General features: G+C 69.3%; 11 protein-coding genes. 2 read left to right on the forward strand and 9 right to left on the reverse strand.

Going from position 1 to position 13089, the window contains the following annotated elements; all coding sequences use genetic code 11:
• Nucleotides 1–8: 8 nt before the first annotated feature.
• The 4 genes from EOW66_RS02520 to ygiD all read right to left on the reverse strand — a co-directional run bounded on the left by EOW66_RS02520 (nt 9) and on the right by ygiD (nt 4495).
• Complete coding sequence (locus tag EOW66_RS02520; protein WP_128154556.1) at nt 9–872, reverse strand: 4-(cytidine 5'-diphospho)-2-C-methyl-D-erythritol kinase; 864 nt, start codon at nt 870–872, stop codon at nt 9–11.
• Nucleotides 859–2574, reverse strand: a complete 1716-nt coding sequence (locus EOW66_RS02525; RefSeq protein WP_239017473.1) for a tetratricopeptide repeat protein — start codon at nt 2572–2574, stop codon at nt 859–861. Before EOW66_RS02525 ends, EOW66_RS02520 begins: the two co-directional genes overlap by 14 nt.
• A 123-nt stretch (nt 2575–2697) precedes the next feature.
• The gene (locus EOW66_RS02530; RefSeq protein WP_128154558.1) at nt 2698–3663 is read right to left on the reverse strand and encodes a glutathione S-transferase family protein; all 966 of its coding nucleotides are present in this window, start codon (nt 3661–3663) and stop codon (nt 2698–2700) included.
• Between the two features lie 10 nt (nt 3664–3673).
• Nucleotides 3674–4495 (reverse strand): 4,5-DOPA-extradiol-dioxygenase, encoded by an 822-nt coding sequence (gene ygiD / locus EOW66_RS02535; RefSeq protein WP_128154560.1) that lies wholly within the window; start codon nt 4493–4495, stop codon nt 3674–3676.
• 410 nt (nt 4496–4905) lie between these two features.
• Here ygiD and EOW66_RS02540 point away from each other — a divergent pair, with 410 nt between their 5' ends.
• Nucleotides 4906–7212 (forward strand): arginine/lysine/ornithine decarboxylase, encoded by a 2307-nt coding sequence (locus EOW66_RS02540; protein WP_128154562.1) that lies wholly within the window; start codon nt 4906–4908, stop codon nt 7210–7212.
• Between the two features lie 204 nt (nt 7213–7416).
• A complete protein-coding gene (locus EOW66_RS02545; RefSeq protein WP_128154564.1) occupies nt 7417–7986 on the forward strand; it encodes a hypothetical protein in 570 nt (189 codons plus the stop codon).
• Nucleotides 7987–7992: 6 nt separating this feature from the next.
• Here the strand turns inward: EOW66_RS02545 and EOW66_RS02550 are convergent, their stop codons facing one another.
• The 5 genes from EOW66_RS02550 to EOW66_RS02570 form a co-directional block, all read right to left on the reverse strand.
• Entirely contained in the window at nt 7993–8763 is a 771-nt protein-coding gene (locus EOW66_RS02550) for a bestrophin-like domain (protein WP_128154565.1), read from the reverse strand.
• 11 nt (nt 8764–8774) lie between these two features.
• Nucleotides 8775–9710, reverse strand: coding sequence for a class I SAM-dependent DNA methyltransferase (locus tag EOW66_RS02555; protein ID WP_128154567.1), 936 nt, complete (start codon nt 9708–9710; stop codon nt 8775–8777).
• 250 nt (nt 9711–9960) lie between these two features.
• Nucleotides 9961–11268: a peptidoglycan -binding protein gene (locus tag EOW66_RS02560; protein WP_128154569.1), complete on the reverse strand. Its 1308-nt coding sequence runs from the start codon at nt 11266–11268 to the stop codon at nt 9961–9963.
• Nucleotide 11269: 1 nt separating this feature from the next.
• Complete coding sequence (locus EOW66_RS02565; RefSeq protein WP_128154571.1) at nt 11270–12463, reverse strand: biopolymer transporter ExbB; 1194 nt, start codon at nt 12461–12463, stop codon at nt 11270–11272.
• 60 nt (nt 12464–12523) lie between these two features.
• The gene (locus tag EOW66_RS02570; protein WP_128154572.1) at nt 12524–13057 is read right to left on the reverse strand and encodes a gamma-glutamylcyclotransferase; all 534 of its coding nucleotides are present in this window, start codon (nt 13055–13057) and stop codon (nt 12524–12526) included.
• Nucleotides 13058–13089: the final 32 nt, after the last annotated feature.

Here is a 13089-nt window from a genome sequence, read left to right on the forward strand (position 1 = left end):
TCCCGCGCCTAGAGGCGGCGGGGCGCGGCGGCGGCCGTCTGATCGCCGAGCGGGCCGCAGGCGCTCCACCAGCCGGGCCGCATCGCCCGCAGCTGCGCCTGCGCCGCGCGGGCCTCGGCCTCGCTCGCGAACAGCGCAAAGCAGGTCGCCCCCGATCCCGACATCCGCGCCAGCCGGCAGCCCGGCAGCGCCGCCAGCACCTCCAGCACCTCGGCAATCACCGGCGCCGTCGCGATCGCGGGCGCCTGCAGATCGTTGCGCATCTGGGCCAGCCAGTCGATGCAGGCGGGGGCATCGGCAAAGGCCGGCAGGTCGGGCAGCGGCGGGTTCTCGCGGCAGGCCAGCGCGCGAAAGACCGCAGGCGTCGGCACCTCGAGGCGCGGGTTGACCAGCAGCGCGGGCAGCACCGGCAGCGAAACCGGGCTCAGCTCCTCGCCGATCCCTTGCGTGCGGGCGGGCGCGGGCACCAGGCACATCGGCACATCGGCGCCCAGCCGCTCGAGCCCCGCAGCCGGCACCGCAACCCCGCGCAAGGCCGCAAGGCCGCGCAGCGCCGCCGCGGCATCGGACGAGCCGCCACCGATCCCCGAGGCGGGCGGCAGGTGCTTTTCAAGCGTGATCGCCGCCCCCTGCCCCGCCGGCAGCAGCGCCGCCGCGCGCAGGACGAGGTTTTCAGGCCCCTCGGGCACGCCCGCGCCCTCGGGCCCGCTCACCCGCAACGCCATCGCGGGTGCGGGGTCGAGCCGCAGCCAATCGCCCACCGGCGCAAAGGCCACGAGACTGTCGAGCAGGTGATAGCCGTCCGCGCGCCGGCCGGTGACATGCAGCGCAAGGTTCACCTTTGCCGGGGCAAAGACCTCAATCGCCGGCATTGGCCGTCGCCGGGTGGAGCGGCGGCGCGCCCTCGGCCTTCAGCACCGCATCAAGCCCGATGTCGAGCTTCTTGCGCACCCGGTCCGAGTCGAGATCCTCGCCCGGGCCGAGGTTCAGCGCCCGGCGCCACTGGAATTCCGCCTCGCGCTTGCGCCCGACGGCCCAGTAGACATCGCCGAGGTGGTCATTCAGCAGCGGCTCGGTCGGGTCGAGCTCGACCGCCTTCTCCATCTGCACCACCGCCTCGTCATAGCGGCCGAGCCGGTAGAGCGCCCAGCCGAGACTGTCGACGATATAGCCCTGATCGGGCTCGGCCGCGACCGCGCGCCGGATCATGTCGAGCGCCTCGTCGAGGTTGAGCTTCTTCTCGACATAGGAATAGCCGAGATAGTTCAGCACCGAGGGCTGTTCGGGGCTGAGCTTCAGCGCCTCGCGGAAGCCCGGCTCGGCCTTGTCCCACTGGCCCGAGCGCTCCTGCGCGATGGCGCGGGCATACCAGACGAACCAGTCGCGCGGCTCGGGCTCGCCCAGAAGCGCGATCGCCTTGTCATAGGCCTCGGCGGCTTCCTTGTAGCGCTCCTGCCGGCGCAGATCGTCGCCGAGCGTCGCCCAGACCGAGGGCAGCTCGGGATGCGCCTTGGCCAGCGCCTGCAGCACGCCGATCGCATCATCGACACGCCCCGCCTGCACCAGCACCTCGGCCTGACCGAGCTTGGCGGCATGGGCGATCGGGCTGTCCGCCGGCACCTGCTCATAGGTCGTGATCGCGAGGTCATATTGCTTCTGCGCCTCGAGGATCGCGGCGCAAAGCAGCAGCGCATCGCCATCGGCCGGGCGCAGCCAGCTTGCCAGCCGCGCGTGCAGCAGCGCGAAGGCGGTGGAGGCATCCGAGTTGATCGCCTGCGCCACCGAATAGAACACCTCGGCCTCGCCATCGGCGGCCGAGCGGATCGCGGTGAAGGGCAGCGTCTCCTTGTTGTCCAGCCGGGCGCGGATCGCCGTCAGCTCCGGGTCGAGGTTCGGCCCGAAACTGCTATCGAGGAGCCTGATCGCCTCGGGGCCGCGCTCGAGCTGCGAGAGCACTTGCACATGCGCAAGAATGCCGCGCCGGGTGCCGTTCAGCACCTGCGCATACTTGCCGGTGAAGATCTTTTCGGCGCCTTCGTAATCGCCCACCAGAGCGAGCGCCAGCGCCTTGTGATAGAAGGCGAAGCCCTCGAGCCCGGATGTCTGCGCCAGCGCATCGAAGGCCTTGGCGGCGTCGCCCATCTGCCCCTCGCCGACCAGCGCCCAGGCCCGGTAGAGCCCGCCCACCAGCGCCCCGGCATCGGCGCCGCCGTCGAGCAGCGCGATCCCCTTGGCGAAGTCGCCGGTCTTCGCATCCTGCGCCAGCATCACCAGCGTCGCGATCTGCGACGGGTCCTTCTGTGTCACCATCACCGCGGCAAGCGCCCCGGCGCGGTCGAAATCGGCCATCGCGACATGGGTCAGAAGCGCGCCGTCCTGCACGTCGCGGTCCTCGGGCATCGAGGCCAGCAGCCGGTCGTAATAGCTGACCCCCGCGGCATAGTCATTCGCGACAGTGGCCGCGCGCGCCGCCAGATAGGGCCCCGCGACATCCGCGCCGGCCGGCGGCACGGCGACCGTGCCCAGCAAAGCGGCAAGCAGGAGGGGGCGCAGCAGACGGGGGGTGGCGGGCACGGGCAGGTCCTTTCCGACGAATGGCCCGACCCTAGCCAACGGGCCGGGGCAACGCAATCCGGCCCGGCCCCGCCGGCGCCTGCGCCTTCCGCTTTACACGCCGATGTGACGCCCCCACCGCCCTCAGCGCGCCGCGGCCAGCAGCCGCGCGACATGGGCCGGGTCGATGGGACGGATGCCGGTCGGGTTGAGCGCCTTGATCGAGTAATAGCCGCGGGTGATGTGGTCCATGTTCACGGTGTCGATCACCCCGGGCAGGCGCAGCATCCGCTCCAGATAGGCCGAGAGCCGCGGATAATCGGCGATCTGGCGGAGGTTGGTCTTGAACAGGCCATGATAGGCCGCGTCGAACCGGATCAGCGTGACGAAGGTGCGGATGTCGGTCTCGGTCAGCCGGTCGCCGAAGAGATAGTCGCCATCAAGCCGCGCCTCGAGTTCGTCGAGCATCCCGAAGACGCCCGCGACCGCCTCGTCATAGGCCGCCTGGGTGCTGGCAAAGCCGGCCTTGTAGACGCCGTTGTTCAGCCGGTCATAGATCCGGGCATTCAGCGCGTCGATCTCCTCGGCCAGATCGGCCGGGTAAAGCCGCAGATCCGAGGGCGCCAGCCCCTCGAAGGCGGTGTCGAACATGCGCAGGATATCGGCGCTTTCGTTGTTCACCATCACGCCGCGCTTCATGTCCCACAGCACCGGCACCGTCGCCCGGCCGGTCACATGCGGATCGGCGCGGGTGTAGATCTCGTGCAGGTGCTGCGCCCCGAACAGCGGGTCCTCCTCGGCGCCCGGATAGCCGCCGAAGGCCCAGCCCTCGTCCGAGAGCGTCGGGTTCACCACCGTCACCGGGATCAGCGCCTCGAGCCCCTTGAGCTTGCGTGCGATCAGCGTGCGCGAGGCCCAGGGGCAGATCAGCGCGACGTAAAGGCGGTAGCGCCCGGGCTCGGCGGCAAAGCCGCCCTCCCCGGTCGGGCCGGCGCTGCCATCGGGCGTGATCCAGTTCCGAAAGCTCGAGACCTGGCGCACGAAGCGGCCCTTCTCGTCGGCCTTCTGCACCGGCTGCCAGGCCGTCACCCATTTTCCGTCGACCAGCATGGCACCCTCCTCAGGCGTGAAACACGAAAGACCGCATCGAGACCGTGCCAAGGTCGATCGAGCTGGTCATGAAACTCAGCGCGTCGCGCGCATCCGAGGCGCCGGCGATGGTCAGCGCCGGCAGGTAATGGTCAACCGTCGGATGCGCCATCTGCAGCAGGCTGCCGAGCTTTGGCCGGTCGGCGAGCGCGGCAAAGTCGCGCTCGGCCAGCCGCTCGGCAAAGAGCGCATCGAACTCGATCGCGAAATCGGCGGGGCGGCCGTTGAAGCGCATGGCGCGCAGGTTGTGCACGACGTTGCCCGAGCCGAGGATCAGCACGCCGCGGTCGCGCAGCTGCGACAGGGTGCGGCCGATCTCGAGCTGATGTCCGAGCCCGCGCGACATGTCGACCGAGACCTGGAAGACCGGCACATCCGCGCCGGGATAGAGGTATTTCAGCACCGTCCAGGCGCCGTGGTCGAGGCCCCAGGTGTCATCGGTCTCGGCGTGGTGGCTGGCCAGCAGCGTCGCCACCTCGCGCGCCAGATCCGGGGCGCCGTGGGCGGGATATTCCGCGTCGAACAGCGCCTGCGGGAAGCCGTAGAAATCATGGATCGTGCGCGGCATCGCCGAGACATCGACAAGCGTCGTGCCGCGCGTCATCCAATGCGCCGAGACGACGAGGATCGCCTTCGGATGCGGCAGCTTGCGGCCAAGCTCGGACCAGGCGCGGCTGTAGGCATTGTCCTCGATCGCGTTCATCGGGCTGCCATGGCCGAGAAAGACGAGCGGCATCCGCTCGGTCGGCGGCAGGCTGTCGCGCAGGGTGTCGAGGGTATGAACGGTGCTCATCGAAAACCTCCTGATCTGGGTGCGGGCGCCCGAAGCGGCGCGCGCGGCGCCCATCCCGCCGCCCGCGATCCCCGCTTCGTCCCCCCGAAAGCTGTTCCGGTCTGCCCAGAAGGTAGTGCGCGCCCTCCATCCACAAAATGGCGAAGTCCGGGAATGACTATCGCCGCAGCGTTCACAATGACGCGGAGCTTCGGCCGCGATCCCGCCGCGCGGCCGGGCGCCGCGGCGGGCGTGGTCACGCGCTTGTCAGACCGGTGCCGCCACGCCACGGCGCGGGCGCGCACTGGGCCCTTGACGGGGGGGCCGACGCAGGGAACAAGAGGGCCGCGCCCGGACCTGCCCCCGCCCGCGCATCCTGGCAATCTTCGGCCCGTTCCACGTCCGGGCCCCGCTCCCCGAAGGAGAGCCGCATGAAGTTCCGCTTCCCGATCGTCATCATCGACGAGGATTTCCGCTCCGAGAACTCCTCGGGCCTCGGCATCCGGGCCCTGGCCCAGGCGATCGAGGATGAGGGCTTCGAGGTCCTCGGCGTGACGAGCTATGGCGATCTGTCGAAATTCGCCCAGCAGCAGTCGCGCGCCTCGGCCTTCCTGCTGTCGATCGACGATGAGGAATTCACCCCCGGCCCCGATCTCGACCCGGCGGTGATGAACCTGCGCAACTTCATCGAGGAGGTGCGCTGGAAGAACGCCGAGGTGCCGATCTATATCTACGGCGAGACGAAGACCGCGCGGCACCTGCCGAATGACATCCTGCGCGAGCTGCACGGCTTCATCCACATGTTCGAGGACACGCCCGAGTTCGTCGCCAAGCACATCATCCGCGAGGCGAAAAGCTATCTCGAGGCGATCCAGCCGCCGTTCTTCCGCGCCCTGCTCGACTATGCCGAGGATGGTTCCTACTCGTGGCACTGCCCGGGGCATTCGGGCGGTGTCGCCTTCCTGAAATCGCCGATCGGGCAGATGTATCACCAGTTCTACGGCGAGAACATGCTGCGCGCCGATGTCTGCAACGCGGTCGAGGAACTGGGCCAGCTTCTGGACCACAACGGCGCGATCGGCGCCTCCGAGCGCAACGCCGCGCGGATCTTCAACGCCGATCACTGCTTCTTTGTCACCAATGGCACCTCGACCTCGAACAAGATGGTCTGGCACCACACCGTGGCGCCGGGCGATGTGGTGGTGGTCGACCGCAACTGCCACAAGTCGATCCTGCATTCGATCATCATGACCGGCGCGATCCCGGTGTTCCTGAAACCCACGCGCAACCACTGGGGCATCATCGGCCCGATCCAGCGCTCGGAATTCGACCCCGAGACGATCCGCGCCAAGATCCGGGCGAATCCGCTGCTCAGGGACTATGACGCCGACACGGTGAAGCCGCGGATCATGACGCTGACGCAATCGACCTATGACGGCGTGCTCTACAACACCGAAGTCATCAAGACCCTGCTCGACGGCTGGGTCGAGAACCTGCATTTCGACGAGGCCTGGCTGCCGCACGCGGCCTTCCACCCGTTCTATGGCCAGTATCACTCGATGGGCCGCAAGCGGCCGCGCACCCGTGCCTCGGTCGTCTACGCCACGCAGTCGATCCACAAGCTCCTCGCCGGCATCAGCCAGGCAAGCCACGTGCTCGTGCAGGACAGCGAAGAGACCAAGCTCGACCGCCATCTCTTCAACGAATCCTACCTGATGCACACCTCGACCAGCCCGCAATACTCGATCATCGCGAGCTGCGACGTCGCCGCGGCGATGATGGAGCCGCCGGGCGGCGAGGCGCTGGTGGAAGAGAGCATCATGGAGGCGCTCGATTTTCGCCGCGCGATGCGCAAGGTCGACGACGAATACGGCGACGACGACTGGTGGTTCAAGGTCTGGGGCCCCGAGGAGCTGGCCGAGGAGGGCATCGGCCGCACCAAGGACTGGGTGCTGCGCCGCACCGATGCCGATGGCGTCCACCCCTCGGACGGCGAGGACAGCTGGCACGGCTTTGGCGACATGGCGCCCGGGTTCAACATGCTCGACCCGATCAAGGCGACGATCATCACCCCCGGGCTGAACCTCGACGGCCGGTTCCAGGACTGGGGCATTCCCGCCTCGATCGTGACGAAATACCTCGCCGAGCATGGCGTGGTGGTGGAAAAGACCGGGCTCTATTCCTTCTTCATCATGTTCACCATCGGCATCACCAAGGGCCGCTGGAACACGCTGCTGACCGCGCTGCAGCAGTTCAAGGACGATTACGAGAAGAACCACCCGATGTGGCGCATCATGCCCGAGTTCTGCGCCAAGCAGCCGCGCTATGAGCACATGGGCCTGCGCGATCTCTGCGCCCATGTGCACGCGCTTTACGCCAAGTATGACGTCGCGCGGCTGACCACCGAGATCTATCTGAGCGACCTGACCCCGGCGATGAAACCCTCGGACGCCTTCGCCCATATCGCGCGGCGCACCACCGAGCGGGTGGCGATCGACGATCTCGAGGGCCGCATCACCACCTCGCTCGTCACCCCCTATCCGCCGGGCATCCCGCTGCTGATCCCGGGCGAGGTGTTCAACCCGCGCATCGTCGAATACCTCAAGTTCAACCGCGAATTCGCGCGCGAATGCCCGGGCTTCGAGACCGACATCCACGGCCTCGTGCAGGAGACCGAGGCCGACGGCACGGTGCATTACTATGCCGATTGCGTCGCCGCCGGCGACGCACAGGGCTGAGCCGGCCGGGGCGCGGCTCACCGCGCCCCTCGCCGCAGTTGACCTAACGTTCTTTTCCATGTGCAATGCCCCGGTGTGCCCTGCAGCCCACCGGATTTTCGCATGCGCCATTTCAGCCTCGGGACGGCAGATCCGAACGACCGGCACCGGGTTTCCGGCCGGTCGGCGGCGCGCCCCACCGACTGAACCCAGGGAAAGACGACGATGAAACAGACGTTTGCCACCACCCTCCTCGTTGCCGGCCTGCACGCCGCGCCGCTTCATGCCGATGCGGTGGGCGATGCGCTCGAGGCGGCGCTTGCGGCCCATACGGCGGGCGATCTGTCGACCACTGCGACGCAGATCACCGTGGCCGCGAAGGAGGTGCAGGCGCTGCAAAGCGCCAGGCTCGCCGCGATGCTGCCCGAGGCGCCCGCGGGCTGGACCCGCGAGATCAGCACCGAGGGCGGACAGGGCATGGCGATGATCGGCATGGCCGGCAATTTCGTCGAGGGGCGCTATGCCAACGCCGCGGGCGACAGCTTCACCCTGACCCTCACCGCCGACAGTCCGATGGTCGCCTCGATGGCCGGGATGCTCGGCAATCCGCAGATGATGGCGATGATGGGCAAGATCGTGAAGGCCGGATCGCAGGACATGCTCGAGCAGGACGGCTCGCTCTCGGCGCTGGCCGGCGGGCGGGTGCTGGTGCAGGCGCAGGGGATGGACAGCGCGACGATGCTGCCGGTGCTCGCCACGCTCGATTTCGCGCGCCTGCCCACCTACGACAAGTAGCCGCGCTCAGGGCGCGCCCGGCTCGATCGCCGCAAGGATCGGCACGGCGCTGATCGCGGCGGGCTCCTGAAACGGATTGCCCTGCACCAGCACGATCGCGGCCGAGGGCGCGGCGGCCAGCGCGAACAGCACGGTCGCCAGCATCCCGGCCTTCGGCGCACCCAGATGCACCGCCGCGATCGACAGGATGGTGAGGAAGCCAAGCGCCGCCATGCCCAGCCATTTCAGCGGGTTCAGATGGGTGCGCGACAGCGACACCCGCAGATCGCGGTCATCGCGCAGGCGCATCACCTGGCGCAGCATCTCGGCCTGCACCACCTCGCCCGCCGCGCCGCCGCTCCCGGCGTCCGCGACGCGGCGCAACAGCGCATCGGCCGCGGTGGCCGCCGCCGGCGCCACCGCCCGCGCCCGCAGCTGCGCGAACTCGCCCGCCGCCGCGGTGCCATAGTCGCGCACCGCCCCCGCCATCGCGTCCCGCGCAGGCTCGGGCAGCGCCGAGGCCAGCACCAAGAGGCTGCGCAGGCTGTCCGCCTCGCGAAAGACCGCGTCCATCGCCCGGTCGCGCGCCGACCAGGTGTCATTCGCGATGAAGGCAAGCGTCAGACCGAACAGCATCGCATTGACGTTGATGAAGGGCGCCACCACGCCGCGCCAGGGCGCCGTGCGCGCCGCGACCGCCGGGCGCCCCAGCAGGTGATCGACCGCCCAGACCGCCGCCAGGGTGCCGATCACCGCCACCGCGGCATAGGTGTAATGCTCATACGCCAGCGCGTTCATCCCGCCTCCTCTCAGGCGGTGACGACCGCCTCTCCGACCGCGGCCATCATATCCGGATTGCGCCGCGACAGAACCACGAAGCCCTCGATTTCCGCGCCGCGGTCGCGGCGCAAGGGGGCACGCCGCACCGTCACCTCGCCAAAGCCCGCCTCGGCCAGAAGTGCGCGCAGATAGGGCTCGGAATGGGCATAGCGCCGGCTCTCGCGCAGGATCAGCGGTTCGGGCCCGTCATGCGCCTCGGTGGTGAAGGCGAAACTGCCTCCCGGCACCAGCGCCAGCGCCACCCAGCCGACGATCTGCTCGAGCGCCCCGAGATAGGCAAAGACATCGGCCGCGGTCACCAGATCCCAGCGTTCGGCCGGCACCGGCAGCGCCGAGAGATCCGCCTTCTCCAGCCGGTCATAGAGCCCCTTCGCCTCGGCCTCGCGCAGCATCTCCGCCGAGATGTCCCAGCCCTCGAGCCAGCCCGCAAGCGGGCGCAGCTCGGCCCCCATCAGCCCGGTGCCACAGCCAAGGTCCAGCACCCGGCCATGCCCGCCGCTCAGCCCGGCCCGGATCAGCTGCGGCGCGCAATAGTCGAGCGAGCCGACCAGCGCCGCATCGAAATGGCTCGCATACTGGTCGAAGAGCGTCTCGACAAAGGCCGAGGGCATGGTCTCGGCCGCCGGCCGCGGGCGCAGCAGGTCAAGCCGCAGCGCCGCCCCCATCACATCGGCAGGGTCGAGCCGCAGCGCCTCGGCAAAGGCCTCGGCGGCGCCGGGCAGATCCTGCTCGGCGCGGATCTCGCCCAGCCGATACCAACCCGCGCCCCAGCCCGGTGCGACCTCGAGCGCCTGGCGGTAAAGATCGGCCGCCGCCGCCACCTCGCCCGCGGCCAGCAGACCCTCGGCATAGTCGGCGCGGCGATCGGCGATCAGGTCGCCGGAAGAAAACTGGAGGGGGGTCATCGCAAGGCTCCTGGACACACGGGAAAGGGGTCAGGAACAGGGGTTACGACAGGGGCTGACGCATGATCGACCGTTGCAGGGGACAGCGCCAGATGCCGCGCCGCAGGGCGCCCGTCAAGCCCCCGCGCGCGCCCTCGTGTTTTCGTGAAAGCCGCCGCCGCTTCCAATTGCCGCAAATATCCCGGGGGGAGGGGCTGCAGGCCCCGGGGGGCAGCGCCCCCCTGCCCGGCCACCATCGCAGACCGCCGCCTCAGCGCTCGGTCAGCTTCAGCTCGATGCGCCGGTTCTGCGCCCGTGCGCTCTCGCTGGTGCCACCGACCACCGGCTGATACTGGCCAAAGCCCGTCGCCGCCAGCCGCCGCGGCGGAAAGCCCAGCTCGTCGATCAGATAGCGCACCACCGACAGCGCCCGCGCCTGGCTCAGCTCCCAGTTGTCGCGAAACGCCCCCTGCCCCGACAGCGGCGTGTCGTCTGTGAAGCCGTCGACCTCGAGGATCCAGGAGATCGTCGGCGGAATATCCGAGGCCAGCTCGCGGAAGGTCTCGGCCACCCGGGCGATCTGCGCCTTGCCCTCGGGCGACAGATCCGCCGAGCCGAGCTGGAACAGCACTTCCGAGGAAAAGACGAAACGGTCGCCGACGATGCGCACGCCCTCGCGGCCCTGCAACAGCTGCGACATCCGCCCGAAGAATTCCGAGCGATACTTCGCCAGATCCTGCGCCTCGGCCTCGGCCTTCTTGCGCGCCTCGGCCTCCAGCTCGGCGCGGCGCTTCTGCTCGGCCGCGGTCTGCGCCAGCGCCGCATTGAGCTGCGCGCCCAGCGTCTCGACCTGCACTTTCGAGGCCGCATCGCGCGCCTGCGCCGCATCGAGCACCGATTGCAGCTCGCCAAGCTGATTGCGCAACGCCGCGATCTGCGCGTTCAGCAACGCCACCTTCTCGGCATTGCGGTCGCTGAGCTGCGTCTGATCGGCCAGCGCCTTCTCGGCCACCGCGCGCAGCGCCGCCGCCTTCTCGGCCTCGGTCATCTGCGTCGCCATCTGCTGCTTCAGCTCCGCCTCGGAGGCCTGCGCCGCGGCGAGCAGGGTCAGCGTCTCGGCCGCCTTCTGCCGCTCGGCCTCGAGCGCGAGGGTCATCGCCGCAACCTCGTCACCCGAGGATTTCAGCTTCGCCCGCAGCTCCTCGATCGTCGCCTTGTCGAGCTTGAGCGCCGCGGCACTGGCCTCGGCATCGGCCTTCGCCGCATCGCGCGCCGCGATCAGGCTGGCCACCTGGGCCTCGAAATCGGTGATCTTCTGCCCCGCCGCATCGAGCTGCCCGGCCAGATCCTTCGCCCGCGCCCGTTCCAGCGACAGCGCCTGCGACAGCCCGTCGACCTGCTGGGTCAGCGCGGTCAGCTCGTTTTCCTTGCTGGTGATCGTGTCGCGCAACATCGACTGCACGATCATGAAGATCGACAGCACGAAGATCAGCACCATCAGCAGCGCGCCCATGGCATCGACGAAGCCCGGCCAGACATTGGTCGAGAACCGCGCGCCGCCGCGCCGGGGAAGTGCCATCTCAGCCCTCCTGCCCGCGCGGGCGGGTCAGGATCGCGCGGGTCAGCGCGGCGAAATCGTTGCGCAGCTCGGCCATGCTTTCCTGCCGGCCGGCCGACAGCTCCTCGAGCAGGCGCAGCATCTGCAGGTCGATCGAGCGCAGCCGCATCCGCATCTCGGCATCGACCTCGCTGTCCTGCGCGGCCGCGGCGCGCTGCGTCAGCGCCTCGAGCGCGGTCACCAGCCGGTCCTGCCCGCCCGCCATCTTGGCGAGCGAGGCGCTTTGCTCGGCGCGGGTCGACAGATCCGAACCAAGGTTCTGCGCCAGCCCCGCGAAGGCGTCGGTCAGCGCCGCAAGCTGGGTCTCGGTCTGCCCGCGGGCATGTTCCGATCGCACGAAAAGCGTCTGCAGCGCATCCATCTGCTCGGCCATGTGATCGAGGATCTCGACCACCGCCGAGGCCTCGCCATCGCCCTCGGCCGCGGCAAAGCTGAGCCGGGTGATCGACGAGATCCATTCCTCGAGCTCGCGGTAGAAGCGGTTCTGGCCATGCGTCACGAACAGCTCGAGCAGGCCGACGACCAGCGATCCGGCAAGCCCCAGCAGCGAGGAGGAGAACGCCGTGCCCATGCCGCCAAGCTGCGATTCCAGCCCCGACATCAGCCGGTCGAAGACCGCGGTCGCGGTTTCGCCGGGCTGCGGCGCGAGCGCGCGGATGGTGTCGACCACCGCCGGCACGGTCGTCGCCAGCCCGTAGAAGGTGCCCAGAAGACCGAGGAAGATCAGCAGGTTGGTCAGATAGCGCGTGATGTCGCGCGCCTCCTCGATCCGGGTTGCGACGGATTCGAGGATCGAGCGGCCGGCCGAGGTGGCGATCGAACGGGTGGCGCCCCGGCTGCCCAGCAGTGCGGCCAGCGGGGCGAGCATCTGCGGCGCCTGCAACTGCGGCCGGCCCGGACGGTCGGCGGCGAAGCTCTCGATCCAGCTCACCGCCGCGACCAGCTGCGCCACCTGCCAGAAGCAGGTCAGGATGCCCAGCACGAAGACCGTGCCGATCAGCCCGTTCAGCCAGGGGTTGGCGAGGAAGACCGGAAAGATCCGGGCATAGGCAAACCAGCCGCCCGCACCGACGAGCGCGAGCGCCATCAGCATCAGCGTGACCTGCCGGACGGGCTGGGAAAAATGCGGCTCGGGCCGCCGGACGGGGGCGCGCATGGTCTGCCTCTCGCTTGTTCTTGGCGCGAGGATAGGCGGCGGGCGCGACAGTGCCAAGACTTAACCGGCGAGGTCGCGCACCCGTGCGGCAAGCGCCTCGAGTTCCGGGTCGGGAATGCCAAGCGCGCGCAAATGTTGAGCAGTGTTCCATAGATAGTCGCGGTTCGGGCCGCGCGCGCCCGCAGCCCGGGCGATGATCTGCGCCTGCTCCTCGGCGCCAAGTGCGCAATATTGCGGCCCGGCGCGGTCGATCACATAGGCCAGCACCGACACCTGCTCGCCCTGCTCGCAGGTCACCGTCAGCCGCCGCTCGAGATAGGCGTCCGAGATCAGCTCGCGCGCCCGGATCGCGGCGAGGATCTCCTCGGCCCCCGCCGCGGGCACGCGCAGCGCAAGGCCGGTGCAGCTCGCCCCCTCGGCCGCGTCGAGGGCAAGGACGAGGCCCGGCGCCGCGTGGGTGCCGCGAAAATGGATCGAGCGCATACAGAAGCTGCGCGCCCAGCCGTCAAGACGCGCGCGCCGCACCTCGGCGGGCGCAAAGCCCGGGTCCCAGATCAGCGAGCCGTAGCCGAAGATCCATAACGTTTCGGTCATAGCGCTGGCCCTCCTGCGGGGGCGTGGTTACA

This window comes from Paenirhodobacter huangdaonensis (assembly GCF_004022465.1).
GTDB lineage: Bacteria > Pseudomonadota > Alphaproteobacteria > Rhodobacterales > Rhodobacteraceae > Rhodobacter > Rhodobacter huangdaonensis.

Excerpts from the sequence above, each read along its gene's own strand:
- EOW66_RS02520 (WP_128154556.1), bottom strand. The coding sequence starts at position 872 with ATGCCGGCGATTGAGGTCTTTGCCCCGGCAAAGGTGAACCTTGCGCTG.
- EOW66_RS02530 (WP_128154558.1), bottom strand. The coding sequence starts at position 3,663 with ATGCTGGTCGACGGAAAATGGGTGACGGCCTGGCAGCCGGTGCAGAAG.
- ygiD (WP_128154560.1), bottom strand. The coding sequence starts at position 4,495 with ATGAGCACCGTTCATACCCTCGACACCCTGCGCGACAGCCTGCCGCCG.
- EOW66_RS02540 (WP_128154562.1), top strand. The coding sequence starts at position 4,906 with ATGAAGTTCCGCTTCCCGATCGTCATCATCGACGAGGATTTCCGCTCC.
- EOW66_RS02545 (WP_128154564.1), top strand. The coding sequence starts at position 7,417 with ATGAAACAGACGTTTGCCACCACCCTCCTCGTTGCCGGCCTGCACGCC.
- EOW66_RS02550 (WP_128154565.1), bottom strand. The coding sequence starts at position 8,763 with ATGAACGCGCTGGCGTATGAGCATTACACCTATGCCGCGGTGGCGGTG.
- EOW66_RS02555 (WP_128154567.1), bottom strand. The coding sequence starts at position 9,710 with ATGACCCCCCTCCAGTTTTCTTCCGGCGACCTGATCGCCGATCGCCGC.
- EOW66_RS02560 (WP_128154569.1), bottom strand. The coding sequence starts at position 11,268 with ATGGCACTTCCCCGGCGCGGCGGCGCGCGGTTCTCGACCAATGTCTGG.
- EOW66_RS02565 (WP_128154571.1), bottom strand. The coding sequence starts at position 12,463 with ATGCGCGCCCCCGTCCGGCGGCCCGAGCCGCATTTTTCCCAGCCCGTC.
- EOW66_RS02570 (WP_128154572.1), bottom strand. The coding sequence starts at position 13,057 with ATGACCGAAACGTTATGGATCTTCGGCTACGGCTCGCTGATCTGGGAC.